Origin of the sequence: Massilia sp. AB1 (genome assembly GCF_018119385.1) — a bacterium.
GTDB lineage: Bacteria > Pseudomonadota > Gammaproteobacteria > Burkholderiales > Burkholderiaceae_D > Telluria.
Window position 1 is genome coordinate 110,328 of the sequence record NZ_JAGKSG010000011.1, and the last position, 18,583, is coordinate 128,910.

Below are 18,583 nucleotides of genomic sequence, written 5' to 3' on the forward strand. Positions count from 1 at the left end.
GTGGATAAGGGTTTCAGCCTTCGAGAAGGCGCGCCGCCACCTGCTGCGGGCTCAGGCCGGCATTGGCCGCCTGCAGCGCGCGTTCGCGCTCCAGGTTGCGCTCCAGCTGCAGCTTGCCGGCGCGGTACTGGCGCGGCCACGCGGCGCCCGTGTAGCCGATGCGCGCGGCCTCCAGCAGGGTCCAGGCCGGGTTGGCCAGGTGCGGACGCGCCACCGCGCACAGGTCGGCGCGCCCGGCGGCGATGATGCTGTTGACGTGGTCGGCCTCGTAGATGGCGCCCACGGCGATGGTCGGGATGCCCGCCTCGTTGCGGATGCGATCCGAGAAGGGGGTCTGGAACATGCGCCCGAACACCGGCTTTTCCAGCTTGCTCACCTGGCCCGAGGAACAGTCGATCATGTCGGCGCCGGCCTGCTTGAACAGGCGCGCGATCTCGACCGCGTCGGAAGGCAGGATGCCGCCCTCGACCCAGTCGTGGGCCGAGACGCGCACGCTGATCGGCCGGTCCGGCGGCCAGGCGGCGCGCACGGCCGCGAACACTTCGAGCGGAAAGCGGCAGCGGTTCTTCAGGCTGCCGCCATAGGCGTCGCTGCGGCGGTTGGTCAGCGGCGAGATGAAGCTGGAGAGCAGGTAGCCGTGGGCGCAATGCAGCTCCAGCCAGTCGAAGCCCGCGTCCGCCGCGGCTTCGGTGGCGCGCACGAAGTCGCGCTTGATGCGCTCCAGGTCCTCGAGGGTGGCGGCGCGCGCGGTCTGCGACACCCCTTCGATGTACTGCTGGCTGGACGCCGCCACCAGCGGCCAGTTGCCCGATTCCAGCGGCAGGTCGATGCCGTCCCAGGCCGCCCGGGTCGAGCCCTTGGCGCCGGCATGGCCGAGCTGCACCCCGATCTTCGCGTCGGTGGAGCCGTGTACGAAGTCGACGATGCGCTTCCAGGCCGCCGTGTGCTGCGGCGTGTACAGGCCAGGGCAAGCCGGGGTGATGCGAGCGTCGGCCGAGACGCAGGTCATCTCGGCCATCACCAGCGCGGCGCCGCCCAGGGCGCGCGCGCCCAGGTGGGCCAGGTGGTAGTCGCCCACCGTCCCGTCCTCGGACGAGTACTGGGCCATCGGCGACACCACCACCCGGTTCTTGAGCAGCACCCCGCGTACTTTATACGGGGTGAACATGGGCGGCACCGGGGCTTGCGGCGGCGGCAAGCCGGCTTCCCGCGCGGCGCGTTCGGCGAACCAGCGCTCGAAGCCGGCCACGTAGGCAGGGTCGCGCAGGCGCAGGTTCTCGTGCGACAGGCGCTGGCTGCGCGTCAGCAGCGAGTAGGCGAACTGACCGGCCTCCATCGCGCTGTAGCGGGCCACGTTCTCGAACCATTCCATCGAGTTGCGCGCCGCGCTCTGCAGCTTGAGCACCTCGACCATGCGCAGGTCCTGGTAGCGGGCCAGGGCAGCATCCATGTCCCCGCCGTCCAGGGCGCCCGCCAGCTCGATCGCATCCTCCAGCGCCAGCTTGGTGCCCGAACCGATCGAGAAGTGCGCGGTGTGGGCGGCGTCGCCCATCAGCACCAGCGGCACCCGCCGCCCGTCCAGCTCCAGGCGGTGCACCCAGTTGCGGCAGGCCAGGCGCGGGAAGCGGATCCACATCGCCGAGCCGCGCAGATGGGCGGCGTTGGCCATCAGGGCGTGGCCGTCCAGGTGGCGCGCGAACAGGCGCTCGCAGAAGGCCAGCGCCTGCTGCTGCTCCATCTCTTCCAGTCCGGCCGCGCGCCAGGTCGATTCCAGGGTCTCGACGATGAAGGTCGAGGTCTCGCCGTCGTACTGGTAGGCGTGGGCCTGGAACCAGCCGTGCTCGGTTTCCTCGAAGGCGAAGGTGAAGGCGTCGAAGCGCTTGCGCGTGCCCAGCCACACGAAGCGGCACAGGCGCGGCTCGGCTTCGGGCTGGAACACCTCCGCGTGGCGCTGGCGGATGGCGCTGTTGACGCCGTCGCAGGCGACCACCAGGTCGGCCTGGTAGCGGCGCGCCAGCTCGGCCTCGTCGCGCACGTCCTGCTCGAACACCAGTTCCACGCCCAGGGCGCGGCAGCGTTCCTGCAGGATGTTCAGCAGGCGCTTGCGGGCGATGCCGCAGAATCCGTGGCCGCCCGAGGTGACGGTGCGGCCCTTGAAATGGACGTCGATCGCATCCCAGTGATTAAACGACTGCAGGATCTCGCGCGCGCTCGGCTCGTCCGCCTGGGCCAGGTGGCCCAGGGTCTGGTCGGAAAACACCACGCCCCAGCCGAAGGTGTCGCTGGGACGGTTGCGCTCGACGACGGTGAGGCGGTAGTCCGGATGACGCTTTTTGGCCAGCAGGGCGAAGTACAGGCCCGCCGGTCCGCCGCCCACGCACACGATGTTCATTCATGCTCCCCGTTCTGGTGTTGCGCGTATATTACATGCGCGGATAGTTGAAGTGTCAACCAAATGCCTCGCACCATTTCTGTGCGATAGAGACAATTCGCAAATATTTAGTACAATCCGGCAATGGCGGTGTCTTGCACTGTCCAGGTGCACACTGGCGCCGGCAACAACCTATCGAGCGAAGCGATGAAGATCTCCGACCGGATTGCGCATTCCCGCCCGCTGGCGACGACCGCGATGCATGGACGCGCCGACGCGCTGCGCCACGCCGGCGAACGGGTCATCGACCTGTCGATCGCGATTTCCCATTTCCCGGCGCCGGCGCCCGTGCGCGACGCCGTGCGCCAGGCCGTCGACGCCGACCGGCCCATGCCGTATTCCGACGTGCACGGCGCGCTCGCCATCCGCGAAGCGCTGAGCGCCAAGCTGCGGCGCGAAAACGGCTTCGACGCCGCGCCAGGCGAAATCATCGTCACCAACGGCGCCAAGCAAGCCTATTACCAGGCCCTGTACGCGATGACCGATCCGGGCGACAGCCTGGCCGTGTTCCGCCCCTACTGGCCCGCCTACCTGGCCAGCGCCCGGCTGCTCGGCTTGAAGCTGGTGGTGGCCGACCTGCCCGACACCCTGACGCCGGCCGTGCTGGACGCGCTCGGGCCGGTCAAGGTCCTGGTCATCAACAACCCGCACAACCCGAACGGCAAGGTGTATACCCGGCAGGAGCTGGAGCACGTGCGCGACTGGGCCCTGCGCACCGGCGCCCAGGTGATCGCCGACGAGAGCTACGAGCACCTGATCTTCGAAGGCGGCCATACCAGCCTGGCCAGCCTGTGCGACTGGCGCGAGCTGGGCGTGGTGACTCTGTTCTCGGCCTCGCAGAGCTACGCCATGATGGGCTGGCGGGTCGGCTTCGCGGTCGCGCCCCGTCCCCTGGTCGAGGCGATGCAGAACCTGCAGGGGCCGGTCACCGCCGCGGTGCCCTGGCTGTCGCAGCTGGCGGCCGTCGCCGCCTTCGAGAGCGGGACCCTGCACGCCCTGCTGGAAGACTACCGCGCGCGCCGCGACATGGTGGTGGGCCAGGTCGCCGGCGTGCCCTGGATGCGGATGGCGGCGCCCGCCTCCGGCCCCTACCTGTGGGCCGACGTGCGCGCCCTCACCCATGACACCATCGCCTTCGCGGAAGCCCTGCTGGAGCAGGAAAAGGTCGCGGTGATGCCCGGCGAGGCGCTGGGCGTGCCGGGCTTCATCCGCCTTGGCTACATCTCGGACGACGAGGCCACCCTCAGCGAAGGCGTAAGCCGCATCGTCGCCTTTGGCGAGCGCATGCTGGGCGAGAGCCCGCCCGACGGGCCGGGACGGCAATGAGTTCGCTGCTGGGCCGCTTCCGCCTGAACAGCCTGCGCAGCAGGCTGATGCTGCTGGTCGCGCTGGCGATCACGCCGATCGCGATCGTGACGGTGCTGGGCGGCCTGCGCGAGCGCGAAGCGGCGATCCGCGCCTCCGAGGACAACCTCAAGCGCCTGACCAGCCTGGCCGCCGCCAACGAGGCGCAATCGATCGAGCGCGCGCGCCAGATCCTGGTCGACCTGGTCAGCGTGCCCGACCTGATGGGCGATCCCGCGCGCTGCAACGCGCTGCTGGCCGATGTCCTGGACCGCAACGAGGGCTATGTCAACTTCGGCCTGATCCAGATGAACGGCGACGTCACCTGCAGCGCGGTGCCGATGCTGCACCCGGTGAACCTGGGCGACCGCCGCCACTTCAAGCGCGCCGTCTCGGAGCGGCGCTTCATCGCCGGCGACTACGTGTTCGGGCGCGTGATCCGCAAGCACACCATCAACCTGACCTACCCGGTGATCGACCGCCGCGGCCAGGTGGTGGCGGTGGTGTTCGCGGCCATGGACCTGGCCGGCCTGGACATGTTCGTCAACGACATCAACCTGCCGCCCGGCTCGATCCTGGAGACCGCCGATTCCAGCGGCCTCCTGATTTCGCGCCGGCCCGATCCTGAACGCTGGTTCGGCCAGAAGATCTCGCCGGCGCTGAGCGCCGCCATGCGCGGCCCGCACCAGCGCGCGGTGGTGGTGCGCGGCGAGGACGGCGTCGAGCGCCTGCATGCCTTCGCCCGCGTCGGCCCGCCCTCGCTGTCCGAATACACGGTGACCATCGGCGTGCCCACCGGGACCATCACCGAGGTGGCGCGCGAAGCCCAGCTGATGTCCCTGCTGGGCCTGGGCGCGACCACCCTGCTGGCCCTGCTGGCCGCCTGGCTGGCGGGCGACAAGCTGATCGTGCAGCGGGTGCGCAAGCTGATGACCACCGCGCGCCGCATCGCCGCCGGCGACCTGGACGCCCGCACCGGCATCGAATACGGCCGCGAGGAAATCGGCCGCCTGGCCGAGGCGCTCGACGAGATGGCCGAGACCCTGCAAAAGAAAGAGGCGGCGCGCAGCCTGGCCGAGCGCGAGCTGCGCGCCGCCGACCAGCGCAAGGACGAATTCCTGGCGATGCTGGCGCACGAGCTGCGCAACCCGCTGGCGCCGATCAGCACCGGCGCCCACCTGCTCAAGCTGCTCCACTCGGACAATGCCCAGATCACCCAGACCTGCGCCATCATCGCGCGCCAGGTCGAGCACATGACCAGCCTGGTGGACGACCTGCTCGACGTCTCGCGGGTCACGCGCGGCCTGGTGTCGCTGTCGACCCAGGTGCTGGACCTGCGCAACGTGGTCGACGACGCGGCCGAGCAGATCCGCCCGCTGATCACGGCGCGCCGCCACAAGGTGGTGCTCGAGCTGCCGGAGGGCCCGGCCAGCGTCAAGGGCGACCACAAGCGCCTGGTGCAGGTGGTCGCCAACCTGCTGGGCAACGCCACCAAGTACACCCCGGAGGGCGGCCACATCTCCCTGCAGCTCAAGGAAGAAGGCCAGGACTACTTGCTGAGCGTGACCGACGACGGTATCGGCATGGAGGCGGGCCTGGTGGCGCGCGTGTTCGACCTGTTCACCCAGGCCGAGCGCACGCCCGACCGCTCGCAGGGCGGACTGGGACTGGGCCTGGCCCTGGCCAAGAGCCTGGTCGAGCTGCATGGCGGCAGCGTGGGCGCGCGCAGCCCGGGCCTGGGCAAGGGCAGCACCTTCACCGTACGCCTGCCGCGCCATGCCCAGGCCGGCGCGCAGGCCGGGGTCCAGGCAGGGCCCGCGGCCGCCCCGCGGCCGGCCGATGCCCCACCCGCCGGATCGCTGCGCGTGCTGGTGGTGGACGACAACCTGGACGCCGCCCATACCCTCAATCTCTTCCTCGCCGCCGCCGGGCACGAAGTGGAGATCGCCTATTGCGCCGAAGACGCGCTCGAAGTGGCCAAGGTCTTCTCGCCCCAGGTCTGCCTGCTCGACATCGGCCTGCCGGACATGGACGGCAACGAACTGGCCCGGCGCCTGCGCCGCCTGCCCCAGACCACGGCGTCCACCCTGGTGGCGGCCACCGGCTACGGGCGCCAGCAGGACCGCGACGCCGCGCGCCAGGCGGGCTTCGACCATTACATGGTCAAGCCGGTCAACACGGTCGAGCTGAGCGAGCTGCTGGCCCAGGTGGCGGCGCGCACCGAGCAGGCCTGAGGCCGCCTCCTGCGCTTGCCCTGATGACCTGCCGCTTACCTGTCGGCATTTTTTACAAAAAACAAGATGTAACACCTATTCTTCTCGGATAGATCTCGTCCGTGAACCACGAAGATTGATCAAAATCAAGGAGATGGGTCTGGGCGTCAGGTAGGTGGCATGGGGCTTGCTATGTACATACATGGCAAGCCCCCCAAACGCCTACCAAAGGACGCTCCATGAAAAACCGCATCGCCTTCCTGCTCGCCGGCGCAGCCCTCAGCTGCGGCGCCCACGCCGCTCCCGCGACAGCGCTTCCACCCGGTCCTGCATACCTGAAGTACTCGGGCCAGGAGCAGATTGCCATCAACGGCGCCAGCACCTGGACCGACGGGAAGGAGATCAATTGGGGCGTCTTCATCATGACGACCATGGAAGAAGGCAGCGTTAACACGCCGCACGACCAAATCGACCCGACCGGCGACATCTTCTTCGTCAACGGCTTGAGCGGGGGCCAGGTGACTGGCATGTTCTACGGGATCGAACGCGGCACGCCCTCGGCCACCAATCCCTTCCCGGCCACCCGGGGCTACATGGACCTGTACTGGCGCGACCTGTCGACCATGAGCAAGACCACGCTGGCCGCCAGCGTCACCGGGGTGCGCTGCGGGTACAGCTGCGCCAACGGCTATACCCAGGGCACCTTCCTCGCCCGCCTGTTCTTCGACACCGGCATGGATGTCGGCAACCCGCTCAACACCATCGTCGGCACTACCGTCCCGAGCAGCAATGGTTTCTCGGGCCAGGCCGATTCCTACGCCTCGGTCGACATGTCGGCGCAAGGGCTGTGGAGCTACCACCTGAATTCGAATTACTTCCACACCGCGCTCGGTGCGCGCGACCTGCGCTTCAAGAACAGCTACAACTACAACCGCCGCTGGAACGGCGGCACGGATGTCCTGGGCGCGCGCGTGGACGATCCGGGCCAGGCCTATGTATTGCCGGAACCGGGGGCGCTGCCGCTGATGGGCCTGGCCCTGCTGGGCATGGGCGCGGCGCTGCGCCGCCAGCGCGGCTGAGCGCGGGCGCCGGCCGGCGCCTGCTACTCAAACGCCCAGGCACACGCGCGCAAGGTTACTTCGCGAACGGTCCGATCCATATCCCCGGCGTAGCATCGCCGGGAATTCATCAGATCCGGACCTTGCCATGCTCATCGATTCCCCCGGCGACATCACCACCGCCCTTGCCGACCCGCCCGCCGCCGCGCGCGCCGCCGGCCTGCGCTACGTACACGACGACAAGCCCGGCATCCGGCGCGAGCCGCGCGCCGACGGCTTCCGCTACCTCGACGCCAAGGGCGAGCCGGTCGAGGACGAGGCAACCCTGGCGCGCATCAAGTCGCTGGTCATCCCGCCGGCCTGGACCGAGGTCTGGATCTGTCCGCAAGCCAACGGCCACCTGCAGGCCACCGGCCGCGACGCCAAGGGACGCAAGCAATACCGCTACCACCCGAAGTGGCGCGCGACCCGCGACGAGGTCAAGTACGAGCGCATGCTCAAGTTCGGCCAGGCCCTGCCCGCCATCCGCGCCGAGGTCGACCGCGCCCTCGGCCTGCCGGGCTTGCCGCGCGAAAAAGTGCTGGCCACCATCGTCTACCTGCTCGAAGCGACCATGATGCGCGTTGGAAACGAGGAATACGCGCGCACCAACAAGTCCTTCGGCCTGACCACCCTGCGCAACCGCCACGTGAAGGTGGACGGCAGCGAAGTCGAGTTCCGCTTCCGCGGCAAGAGCGGGGTCTATCACAAGGTCAAGGTGCAGGACCGGCGCCTGGCGCGCATCATCGCGCGCGCCCGCGACCTGCCTGGACAGGAATTGTTCCAGTACGTGGACGACGAAGGCGAAACCCACAGCATCGATTCCAGCGACGTCAACGACTACCTGCGCAACATCACCGGCGAGGAATACACGGCCAAGGATTTCCGCACCTGGTCGGGCACGGTGCTGGCGGCGCTGGCGCTGCAGGAGTTCGAGAAGTTCGACTCCGAAGCCCAGGCCAAGAAGAACATCGTGCGCGCCATCGAATCGGTGGCGGAAAAGCTCGGCAATACGCCCTCGATCTGCCGCAAGTGCTATGTCCACCCGGCCGTGCTGGACGCCTACCTCGAGGGCACGGTGCTGGAAGTGCTGCGCGAACGCACCGAGCAGGAGCTGAGCGAGGACCTGCACGCGCTGCAGCCGGAGGAAGCGGCGGTGGTGGCCATGCTGCAGCAGCGCCTGCGCCATGAGCAGGAAGAAGAACAGAAGCGCGCCGCGGCCCCGAAGCCGCCGGCCAAACGGTCCCGCAACACCAACGCGCGAAAGGAACAGCATGCCTGACACCACCCAGCCATGGACGATCGAACAGGTCGCCCGCTTCGAGCACCAGGTCACCGGCGTCTCCGTCTCGGAAGACGGCCGCATCTTCGTCAACTTCCCGCGCTGGACCGAGGACAGCGCCGTCTCGGTGGCGGAACTGAACAAGGACGGCACCCTGCGTCCCTACCCCGACGGCCGCTGGAACGCCTGGCGCAACGCGCGCAAGGACGAGCTGGCGCCGGAAGAACACTGGGTATGCGTGCAGAGCGTGGTCGCGGACGGGCGCGGCAGCCTGTGGGTGCTGGACCCGGCGGCGCCGGCCCAGGCCCACCTGGTGGCGGGCGGCGCCAAGCTGGTGCGCATCGAACTGGCGAGCGACAAGGCGGTCCAGACCATCGCTTTCGGCGAGGACGCGGCGCCCCAGGGCTCCTACCTGAACGACGTGCGCTTCTCGAACGACGGCCGGCATGCCTTCATCACCGATTCGGGCGTGGTGGGCGCGATCCTGGTGGTCGAGATCGCCAGCGGCAAGACGGTGCGCCTGCTCGACGGCCATCCGTCGACCCAGATGAAGAAGGGCCTGAACGTCAGCGCCGACGGCAAAGAGCTGCGCCGCCCGGACGGGCGCGGGGTGGAATTCTCGGCCGACGGCATCGCCCTGTCCGACGACGGCGCCTGGCTGTACTGGCAGGCAATCAAGGGCGACACGCTGTACCGGATTCCCACCGCGGTCCTGACCGGCGAGGGCATGCACGGCGCGGACGTGGGCGGCAAGGTCGAGGACTACGGGCGCAACGGGGTCTCGGACGGCCTGTTGATCCCGCGCGGGACCAACGAGATGCTGCTGTCCGCCGTCGAAGAAGATGCCGTGAAGCTGCGCGACCTCGGCCAGGGACCGGGCGGGCAAGCGCGCATCGTGGTGCAGGACGCGCGCCTGCGCTGGCCCGATACCTTCACCCAGGGGCCGGACGGCGCGCTCTACGTGACCACCTCGCACATCCAGGACTCGGCTTTCTTCAAGCCGGACGCACCACCCGCCCTGCCGACCGAGCTGTGGCGGCTGGCGCCGCCGGCAAGCACCTCGGGCTGAAGCGAATCAGGCCTGCCTGCCCTGGATTTCCTGGGACGCGATCTCGGCCAGGTCGCGCAGCGCCTGCAGCTCGGCCGCGCGCAGCCTGCGCGGCTCGCGGTCGATCACGCACAGGGTTCCCATCGGCAAGCCGTCGCGGTCGCGCACCGGCACGCCCGCATAGAAACGGATATGCGGCTGGGCCAGCACCAGGGGATTCTCGCGGAAGCGTTCGTCCGCCGTCGCGTCTTCGACGGTGAACGGTCCGTCGTGGAGGATGGCGTGGGAGCAGAAGGCCCATTCGCGCGGGGTCTGGCGGGCCTCCAGCCCCACCCTGGCCTTGAACCACTGCCGCTTCGCGGTCAGCAGCGAGACCAGGGCGATCGGCGAATCCGTGACGATCGCGGCAAGGCGCGCGATGCGGTCGAAGCGTTCTTCCTCCGCGCTGTCGATCAAGCCGGTGCCGGCCAGGGCCAGCAGGCGCCGCGCCTCGCCCGGACCGGTGGGAAAGGCTTCGCCTCCCTGCAGCAGGAATTCCGGCTCCACGGCTGCGAGCGGCTGCTCCACGCCGAGCAGCGCCGAGGCCGGGCCCGCCCTGGCCAGCAGCGCCTCGATCGCGCTGCGGCGGGTGCGGCGGTGGCCGCCGGGAGTCTTCCAGGAGGCGATGGCGCCGCTCTCCATCCATAGCTGGACGGTGCTGGTGGCTACCCCAAGCATCTGGGCGGCGGCAGTCGTGGTGAGGACCGGGTCCTCGTCGGTCGGGATGTTCTGCATGATTGGGCCTGCGTGACTGTTCAGTATAGCCGATTTGACGATACGGCTGAGCTTGCCCTCCGTGAGCGCCTTAGCTGATGTAAATATCACTCAAATTCATCAAATTACATTGCCATGTGGAAATGATCAATGCATAATTGACGCGTTTCATCAAATGACCCAATCCTCGTCATTCCCCTGAACACCCCCATTATCATGACTTTCTTTCAACATCGGAGTCTCGCCACCCGGCTGTACTCCGCGTTCGCCCTGATCCTCTCCGTCACCCTGATGCTGGCGGCCTTCGCCATCACGCGCGTGAACAGCATCGAAGGCGCCCTTCAGGCCGCCGATGCGGTCCGCAACGCCGAGCTCGAGCCCCTGTATGCGGCGCGCGAGGCGCTCGCCCAGACCGGCATGGCGGCCCGCAACGCCTACATCTTCAAGGACGACGCCGCGGCGCAGCAGGAACTGGCGCTGGTCGACGCGCGCAAGGCCGATTACCTGGCCGCGCTGGCGCGCCTCGATCCCCTCCTCAAGGACGACGCGCAATACGCGAAGGTCAAGACCGGCATGCTGGCCATGGCCGGCGCGCTGGAGCGCCCGCGCGCCTACCGCGCCGCGCAGGACATGGAGGGCTACGGCCGCTTCCTGGCGGAGGAATGCAATCCCCTGCGCCGCCAGATCGTGGCCGACATCGGCGACCTGCTCGCCAAGCTGCAGGCGCGCACGGCGGCGGCCAGCACGGCCGCCAATGCCGAGGCGGCCCAGACGCGCGGCCTGATCACGGCCGCCAGCGCCCTGGCGGTCCTCCTGTGCATCGTGGTCGGCCTGGCGCTGACGCGCAGCTTGCTCGGGCAGCTGGGCGGCGAGCCGGCCTACGCCGCCGGAGTGGCCCGCGCCATCGCGGGCGGCGAGCTGCACCGCCCCGTCGACACGGCGCGCGCCGGTCCGTCCAGCCTGCTGTTCGCGATGAGCGCCATGCGCGACGGCCTGAGCGGCATCGTCGCCCGGGTGCGGGCCGGCACCGACGCCATCGAGGCAGCGTCGTCGGAAATCGCCTCCGGCAACCTGGAGCTGTCGAAGCGCACTGAGCTCCAGGCCGAGGCCCTGGCCCAGGTGGCCAGCTCGATGACCCAGCTGATCGGCTCGGTGCGCCAGAACGCCGCCGACGCGGCCCAGGCCAGCGCGCTGGCGGAGAACGCCTCGACGATGTCGGTCCAGGGTGGCGCCGCGGTCGGCCAGGTGGTCGAGACCATGCACCTGATCGAGGCCTCGTCGCGCAAGATCGTCGACATCATCGCCGTGATCGACGGCATCGCCTTCCAGACCAACATCCTGGCCCTGAACGCGGCGGTCGAAGCCGCCCGCGCCGGCGAGCAGGGTCGCGGCTTCGCCGTGGTCGCCAGCGAAGTGCGCAACCTGGCGCACCGCTCGGCCGCCGCCGCGAAGGAGGTCAAGGCGCTGATCGAGGATTCGGTGGCCAAGGTCGGCGCCGGCACGGCGCTGGTCGGCGAAGCCGGCGACACGATCCGCAAGGTGGTCGATGGCGTGCACCGGGTCAGCGACATCATGGGCGGCATCACGGCCGCGTCGGAAGCCCAGCGCGCCGACATCGAGCGCGTCGACGGGGCCATCGCGCGCCTCGACGACATGACGCTCAAGAACGCCTCGCTGGTCGAGGAAGCCGCCGCCGCGGCGCAGTCGCTGCGCACCCAGGCGGCCGAGCTGGCGGCGGTCGTGCATACCTTCCAGCTCGAGGATGCGGGCAATGCGCCGCGCCGCGTGCTCGGCCTGGGCGGCTAGATCGCCTCGGTCCGCCGCGCTCCCGCTGCGACCAGGGTCAAGCCGCACTCACAGCGTCCGGACGTCCCGGTTCACTTTTCCGGGTGGTCGAACACCTGCCGCAGGTAAGCGATGAAGGTCGCATCGGTACATTGCGATTTCCCCGGCTCATCGGAAAGCTTGGCCACCGCCTGGCCATTGCAGCGCACCAGCTTCATCACGATGTTGATTGCCGGATATGGCGTGTCGTTGGTGAGCTTGGTGCCGATGCCGAAGCCGGTCATCACGCGGTCGGCGAAGTGCCGGTACAGGTGCAGGGCCTTGGGCACCGTGAGCGCATCTGAGAACACCAGGCGCTTGGTGCGCGCGTCGATGCGCAGCCGGGCGTAGTGCGCCAGCGCCTTCTCGCCCCAGGCGACCGGGTCGCCGGAGTCGTGGCGCAGGCCGTCGAACAGCTTGGCGAAGTACAGGTCGAAGTCGCTGAGGAAGGCGTCCATCCCGACCACGTCGGTCAGCGCCGTACCCAGGTCGCCCCGGTATTCCTGCACCCAGTCCTCCAGCGCCATCTTCTGGAAGTCGCGCAGGCGCACGCCGAAGGCCTGGTGGGCCTGCAGGTATTCGTGGGCCATGGTCCCGATCGGCACCAGGTTGTACTTGCGCGCCAGGTAGACGTTCGAGGTGCCCTTGAAATACTGCGGCAGCTCGCGCGCCAGGGTCGCCACCACTTCGTCGTGCCACTCGCCGGAGAAACGGCGGCGCACGCCGAAGTCGAAGAACTCGAAGGGATTGGCGCGCGCCGGCTCCTGGCCGAAGGCGCGGAACTCGTCGATCTTCTGCTGCAGCCTGAGCCGCGCTTCCGTCACGGCCGCCTGCTGGTCGAAGCGCCGGAAGTACAGCTCGTTGACGATGTAGAGCACGAAGATCTCGAAGCCCATCACGTGCACGATCGGCCCGCTGGCGCGGATGCGCAGGTGCGGACCGTCGGTCTCGACGTGGATGAACTTGCGCTGGAAGCGGAACAGGGTCAGGAAGTCGGCGAAGTCGCTCTTGATGAAGCGCAGCGAGCGCAGGTACTCCACCTCCTCCTCGCTGAACATCATCGAGCACAGGTGATCGAGCTCGGCCTCGACCTCGTCCTTCAGCTCGGCCAGCGGATAGGCCGGCTCGTTGCGGCAGCGGAACTCGTATTCGCCGTGGGCGCCGGGGTGGCTGTGCAGCAGCGCCTGCCACATCGTGAATTTGTACAGGTCTGTTTCGAGCAGGCTGCGGACGACATGCATGAAAGGGACTCCGGTCAGGCGGTGGCGGATTGCTTGCCGCGGCTGCGGCGCTTGGGCGCCAGCATGGTGCCGGTGCAGCCGGGCGTGCCGCAGCGGCAGGCGAACTGCTTCTTGAGCTTGGCCGTGTGCGGCTCGTCGTAGATCAGCGCGTAGTTGTAGTTCAGCTCTTCGCCGGCCTCGATGTCGCGCATGGCGTGGATATACACCCGCCCCTCGTCTTCGAAGGCTTCGCAATTCGGCGTGCAGGCGTGGTTGATCCAGCGCGCGTCGTTGCCGCGCCGGCCGCCGTCGATCACCCGGCCGTCCGCCAGGCTGAAATAAAAGGTGTGGTTGACCGGGCCACCAGCCTCGGCGGCGCGCTCGGTCGCCTCATCCCAGGTGATGCGCTCGCCGCGGTATTCGATGATGCGCTCGCCGGCCGCGATCGGCTTGAGGGCGAACACGCCGTTGCCGTGGACGGGAGACTTGCGTACTTCATAGACCGGATCGGCCTTGGTGGATCGCTTCTTGGTGGTCATCGATAGGCTGCCGGTAGAGATTGCGGCGCCCGCAGGCGCCGCAACAAGTTGTCAAAACGTCGAAGGCATTATGAAGCCAATCGTCCCGTGCGTGCCACACGCACGGGACAGGCGCGCATCAGTTTCCGCAGTCCTCTTCGCGATACTCCATGCCGGTCTGCTGCTGGGCCGCGCCGCGGCCGGCTTCCTCCTTGCGCAGCTCGACGCGGCGGATCTTGCCGGAGATGGTCTTGGGCAGTTCGCGGAATTCGATGCGGCGGATGCGCTTGTAGGGCGCCAGGCGTTCGCGGGTGAAGGCGAACAGCGCGGCGGCCAGCTCGCGGCTCGGGACCACGCCCTGGCGCAGGGTGACGAAGGCCTTGGGCACCGACAGGCGCACGGGATCGGGACTCGGGACGATGGCCGCCTCCAGCACGCTCTCGTGTTCGATCAGCACGCTCTCCAGCTCGAAGGGGCTGATGCGGTAGTCCGAGGACTTGAACACGTCGTCGTTGCGACCCACGTAGAAATAGTAGCCGTCGGCGTCGACGGTGGCGGTGTCGCCCGTGTGGTAGTAGCCGGCCCGCATCACGTCCGCCGTCTTGGCCTCGTCGCCCTCGTAGCACAGCATCAGGCCGATGGGTGCGGCGTCCAGCTTCACCGAGATCTCGCCCTCTTGCGCCGGCTGGTCGTCGATGTCGAGCAGCGCCACCTGGTAGCCCGGCAGCGGGCGGCCCATCGAACCCGGCTTGATCGGCTGGCCGGGCGAATTGCCGATCTGGCAGGTGGTCTCGGACTGGCCGAAGCCGTCGCGGATGCGGATGCCCCAGGCGCGCTCGACCTGCTCGATGACTTCCGGATTGAGCGGCTCGCCCGCGCCCACCAGCTCGCGCAGCGGCGGCTTCCAGGCCGCCAGGTCTTCCTTGATCATCATGCGCCACACGGTGGGCGGCGCGCACAGCGAGGTGACGCCGCAGCGCACGATGGTGTCCAGCGAGGCCTTGGCCGAGAAACGCTCGTAGTTGTAGACGAATACGGTGGCGCCGGCGTTCCAGGGCGCGAAGAAGCAGCTCCAGGCGTGCTTGGCCCAGCCCGGCGAAGAGATGTTCCAGTGGACGTCGCCCGGCTGCAGGCCGATCCAGTACATGGTCGACAGGTGGCCCACCGGATAGCTCTGGTGGCTGTGCAGCACCAGCTTGGGCTTGGCCGTGGTGCCGGAGGTGAAGTACAGCAGCAGCGGGTCGGTGGCCCGGGTCTCGCCTTCGGGCGTGAACACGGACAGCACCGAGCGGCTGTCCTCGAAGTCGCGCCAGCCTTCCAGCGCGCCGCCGACGGCGATGCGGGTGTAGTTGCCCTCCAGGCCGTCGAACTTGTGGGCCTCGGACGCCTGGGCGACCACGTGGCTGACGCGGCCGCGCTCCAGGCGGTCGGCCAGGTCGGCGCCCGAGACCAGCATCGTGGTCGGCACCAGCACGGCGCCGAGCTTGATCCCGGCCAGCATGATTTCCCACAGCTCGACCCGGTTGGGCAGCATCAGCAGCACGCGGTCGCCGCGCCGCACGCCGCACAGGCGCAGGTACTCGGCCACCTGGTTCGAGCGCGCGGCCATGTCGGCGAAGGAGATCTTCTGCTCGCTGCCGTCTTCCTCGACCACCCACAGCGCCGGCGTGTGGTTGTCCCTGGCCTGGTGGTCGAAGTAGTCGAGCGCCCAGTTGAAGCTGTCGAGCTGGGGCCGCTGGTAGCCGCGGTAGGCGGTCTCGTAGTCGCTGCGGTGCTGCTGGAGGAAATCGCGCGCCTGCACGAAGCGCTGGGTTGGCGTCATGGTGTCTCCTGGTCACTGGCGTTGGACTGCAGGGCATGCTCGCGGGCGCTGCCCTTTCTTGACCATTTTGCCATTGTTTCGGCGGGTGTGGGGTGATGACTCTCGGCAGTACGGCTGAGGACGCTTCTTTGGCCTGCTGCGTCAATACGTCGCCCCCGGGACTCGGCGTCCTCCTCGGCCGGGACGACGGTGTTGAAGCTGGCGACTAGCGGCCAGGCCGCCGGCATTAGTCGCGCTTGAGCACCGTGACGCGCATCTCGTCGCGCGGCTCCATCATGTCGATCACGCGGCAGTCGCCGCACATGCGCAGGCGGTCGAGGTTGGCCGAGAAGGCCGGGTGCGCGGCCAGGCGGCCAAGCATGTTCTCGACCATTTGCAGGGTCCCGAAAGGCTTGCTGCAGCGGATGCAGTGGAAAGGCTGGGACTCGTTGAGCACCACCGCCTGCATGCGGGTCTCGCCGAAGCGCATGCGCGGCACCAGGGTGATCGCGTTTTCCGGGCAGGTGCTGGCGCACAGCCCGCATTGCACGCAGTTCTTCTCGATGAAGCGCAGCTGCGGTAGGCCCTGCCCGTCCTGCAGGGCCGAGGCCGGGCAGGCGCCGACGCAGGACATGCACAGGCTGCAGGCCTGGCGGTCGACCGCGACCGCGCCGAAGGGCGCTCCCGGCGGCAGCGGCACGATATCCGCTTGCAGCGGCGCGTGGCGGTGCAGGTGCTCGAGCGCGTAGTCGAGGGTGTTGCGCTTGTCGGCCGCCAGGTGGAACACGGCCGGCTCGCGCGGGGCCTCGCCGCGCGGCGCGTGGCGCAGCGCCAGCGCCAGCTCGTCCGGCGCGTCGATGCGCAGCAGCTGGAAGTGCGGGCCGGCATAGCCCAGTCCGTCCACCACCGCCTGCGCCACCGCCATTTGCTGGTCGAGCGCTGCCACGTATTGCGGCGCATGCTCGCCGGTCATCAGCACCGCCACGCCTGAAGCGCCATAGGCCAGCGCCGCCAGCCAGACGTCGATGCCGGTGGCGGCCGCATGGTGCAGGCGCAAGCCCAGGATGCGGCCGGGCGCCTCGGCACCGAGTTGCGCCAGCAGCGCCTCGCCCCGTCCTCCGTCATGGAGCAGCAGCACCGGCTCCTCGCCTCCCGCCTCGCGGAAGGCGCGCAGGGCCGCCTGGATGCGCTTGCCGGTCAGCTGGGCCGGCGGATAGGCATAGGTGATCGCGCCGGTCGGGCACACCGTGCTGCAGGCCCCGCAGCCCGCGCACAGGTAAGGGTTGACCTTGATCTTGTCGCCATCCCCGACGATGGCCTGGGCCGAGCAGATGTCGACGCAGGCGTTGCAGCCCTGGCGGCCGTTGCGGCTGTGCGCGCACACCCGTTCCTTGTAGTTGAAGTATTTGGGCTTTTCGAAATCGCCCACCATGTCCAGCAGCTCGCCCGCCGCGGCGGCGCGTGCGCTTTCATCCTCGCCCGGCGCGTAATAGCCGTGCGGGCGCTGGTGGCTGGGGATCAGGCGCGCCGGGCACAGGTCGAGCACCAGGTCGAAGGTCCCCTTGCCCACCGGCTGCCCGGCCGCCTGCCAGCGCGCCTCGAAGGCGCCGAGCCAGCCGGCCACGGCGACGGTGCGCGCCACGTGCACCGGGTAGGCCGGCGCCGCGCCCGGCGACGGTTCGTCGAGCACGATGGCGGTCACCGGCAAGGCGGCGGCCAGCCGGTCGGCCCAGGGCAAGGCCTGGGCGGCGGTTCCCACCACCAGCACGCGGCCGGCCGAGCGGTAGTCGACCGTGATCGCGGGCTCGAAGGCGGGAAAGGCGTCGAGGGCCGCGTGCGCGGCCTGGCGCGCCAGCACATCTCGCTGGTTGCGCACGGGGTCGGCGGAGGCCCCGTCGTTGAGTCGAATATTCATGCGTTCCCTTGTGCGTTCTCTTGTGGAATCCCTGATTGCTCCGGCGGCGACTGCTGCAGTTCCGGCACGGCTTGGCCGCCGTCGTCGCTTGCCTCTTCGTCCTGCTCTTCGTCATCGAGCACGCGCGCCAGCGCGCTGTCCGCGTGACGCAACTCGGCGAGCATGTCGGCCGCCAGCGGCGAGGCTTTGTTGTAATCGTCGATGTAGATGTCGAGGCCGTCCATCGCCTTGAAGTGCGGGTCGGAGAACAGCTTCTTGAGCGCCAGGCGCTGCACCGCCTTGTCGACGCCCTGGGCCACGAAGCCGGAATAGTCGGACTCGAAGCTGAGGGTGGCGACGTCTTCCAGCGTCGGCAAGCGCCTCGCCGTCTCCGCTTGTGCGCCCGGAGCCGCATCCACTGCTTGCGGCAGGGAGGGAGCGGGCGGCGGGGCAGGAGCCGGCGCTGCGGGTTCGCCCCCCGTCGATTTCAGCCGCGACCAGCGGCGCAGGAAGCCTTCTTCGGCCATGGGCTTGCCGCTCATCCGTGCTGCCGTCCCTTGCGCGGGCGCGGCGTGTAGTTCTTGCGCAGGTAGTCGGCGAGCCAGGCGTAGATCTCGGCCGGCATGGTCACGCCGTCGGCATCCTCGCCGGAGTCGAACATGCGCGTGCCCTCCATGTAGCTGACCGAGGCGCGCACCGGGATGGCCTTGCCCTCCTCCATGCGCCACAGCACGAACACCTTGGACTCGGGCGCCATGCAATTCTCGTAGTAGCCGTCGTTCTCGTCGGTGTACAGCTCCAGTTCCAGCCCCGAGACCAGGTAGTAGTCGCGGTCCGGGCTTTCGCTCAGCACCTGCAGGCGCGGCAGGTCGCCGCGGTCCGGCACCACGCCGACCGCCGCCCAGGCATCGTCGGCCCAGCGGTGCTGCGGCGCGCGGCGCTGCATGATGATCGCGATCGGCATGCTTCCCATTTTCATGACCGGCGGGCCTCCTTCATTTCTTGTTTGCCGTCTCCGGCGTGCTCTTCCTGTCGAGGGCGGGCGCGGTGCCGGCCGGGACCGGCTTCGAGGGCGCCTTCTTGACGTCGGTGCTGGGTGCGGCGGTGCCCAGCTTTTCGCTCTTGACCGGAACGTTGGCGGCCTGCAGCGCCTGCGGG

Annotated in this window: 14 protein-coding genes; 6 read left to right on the plus strand and 8 right to left on the minus strand. The window is 68.9% G+C overall.

The window, feature by feature from the left end; genetic code table 11:
• Nucleotides 1-13: 13 nt before the first annotated feature.
• Nucleotides 14-2,392, minus strand: coding sequence for a bifunctional salicylyl-CoA 5-hydroxylase/oxidoreductase (locus J8847_RS09150; RefSeq protein WP_211524378.1), 2,379 nt, complete (start codon nucleotides 2,390-2,392; stop codon nucleotides 14-16).
• Between the two features lie 186 nt (nucleotides 2,393-2,578).
• Here J8847_RS09150 and J8847_RS09155 point away from each other — a divergent pair, with 186 nt between their 5' ends.
• The 5 genes from J8847_RS09155 to J8847_RS09175 all read left to right on the plus strand — a co-directional run bounded on the left by J8847_RS09155 (nucleotide 2,579) and on the right by J8847_RS09175 (nucleotide 9,436).
• Nucleotides 2,579-3,757 carry a pyridoxal phosphate-dependent aminotransferase gene (locus J8847_RS09155; protein WP_211524379.1) on the plus strand — a complete coding sequence of 393 codons (1,179 nt, stop codon included), beginning with the start codon at nucleotides 2,579-2,581 and terminating at the stop codon, nucleotides 3,755-3,757.
• Entirely contained in the window at nucleotides 3,754-6,009 is a 2,256-nt protein-coding gene (locus tag J8847_RS09160; RefSeq protein WP_211524380.1) for an ATP-binding protein, read from the plus strand. Before J8847_RS09155 ends, J8847_RS09160 begins: the two co-directional genes overlap by 4 nt.
• 218 nt (nucleotides 6,010-6,227) lie before the next feature.
• Nucleotides 6,228-7,067: a PEP-CTERM sorting domain-containing protein gene (locus J8847_RS09165; protein ID WP_211524381.1), complete on the plus strand. Its 840-nt coding sequence runs from the start codon at nucleotides 6,228-6,230 to the stop codon at nucleotides 7,065-7,067.
• Nucleotides 7,068-7,194: 127 nt separating this feature from the next.
• Complete coding sequence (locus tag J8847_RS09170; RefSeq protein WP_211524382.1) at nucleotides 7,195-8,367, plus strand: DNA topoisomerase IB; 1,173 nt, start codon at nucleotides 7,195-7,197, stop codon at nucleotides 8,365-8,367.
• Complete coding sequence (locus J8847_RS09175; protein WP_211524383.1) at nucleotides 8,360-9,436, plus strand: L-dopachrome tautomerase-related protein; 1,077 nt, start codon at nucleotides 8,360-8,362, stop codon at nucleotides 9,434-9,436. Before J8847_RS09170 ends, J8847_RS09175 begins: the two co-directional genes overlap by 8 nt.
• Nucleotides 9,437-9,442: 6 nt before the next feature.
• Here J8847_RS09175 and J8847_RS09180 read toward each other — a convergent pair whose 3' ends face one another.
• Nucleotides 9,443-10,189, minus strand: a complete 747-nt coding sequence (locus J8847_RS09180) for a GAF domain-containing protein (protein WP_211524384.1) — start codon at nucleotides 10,187-10,189, stop codon at nucleotides 9,443-9,445.
• A gap of 195 nt (nucleotides 10,190-10,384) precedes the next feature.
• On the opposite strand from J8847_RS09180, the gene J8847_RS24415 reads away from it, so the two are divergent.
• Nucleotides 10,385-11,974, plus strand: a complete 1,590-nt coding sequence (locus tag J8847_RS24415) for a methyl-accepting chemotaxis protein (RefSeq protein WP_211524385.1) — start codon at nucleotides 10,385-10,387, stop codon at nucleotides 11,972-11,974.
• 71 nt (nucleotides 11,975-12,045) lie between these two features.
• On the opposite strand, the gene pncB is transcribed toward J8847_RS24415, so the two are convergent.
• From pncB to J8847_RS09215, 6 genes are all read right to left on the minus strand, one after another.
• Nucleotides 12,046-13,233, minus strand: a complete 1,188-nt coding sequence (pncB, locus tag J8847_RS09190) for a nicotinate phosphoribosyltransferase (RefSeq protein WP_211524386.1) — start codon at nucleotides 13,231-13,233, stop codon at nucleotides 12,046-12,048.
• Between the two features lie 14 nt (nucleotides 13,234-13,247).
• Complete coding sequence (locus J8847_RS09195; RefSeq protein WP_211524387.1) at nucleotides 13,248-13,751, minus strand: SET domain-containing protein; 504 nt, start codon at nucleotides 13,749-13,751, stop codon at nucleotides 13,248-13,250.
• Between the two features lie 118 nt (nucleotides 13,752-13,869).
• The gene (locus J8847_RS09200; RefSeq protein ID WP_211524388.1) at nucleotides 13,870-15,552 is read right to left on the minus strand and encodes an AMP-binding protein; all 1,683 of its coding nucleotides are present in this window, start codon (nucleotides 15,550-15,552) and stop codon (nucleotides 13,870-13,872) included.
• A 226-nt stretch (nucleotides 15,553-15,778) separates the two neighbouring features.
• Nucleotides 15,779-17,446, minus strand: coding sequence for a 4Fe-4S binding protein (locus J8847_RS09205; protein ID WP_211524389.1), 1,668 nt, complete (start codon nucleotides 17,444-17,446; stop codon nucleotides 15,779-15,781).
• A complete protein-coding gene (locus tag J8847_RS09210) occupies nucleotides 17,443-17,967 on the minus strand; it encodes a DUF3306 domain-containing protein (RefSeq protein WP_211524390.1) in 525 nt (174 codons plus the stop codon). Before J8847_RS09210 ends, J8847_RS09205 begins: the two co-directional genes overlap by 4 nt.
• Nucleotides 17,964-18,404, minus strand: coding sequence for a DUF3305 domain-containing protein (locus tag J8847_RS09215; RefSeq protein ID WP_211524391.1), 441 nt, complete (start codon nucleotides 18,402-18,404; stop codon nucleotides 17,964-17,966). Before J8847_RS09215 ends, J8847_RS09210 begins: the two co-directional genes overlap by 4 nt.
• Nucleotides 18,405-18,583: the final 179 nt, after the last annotated feature.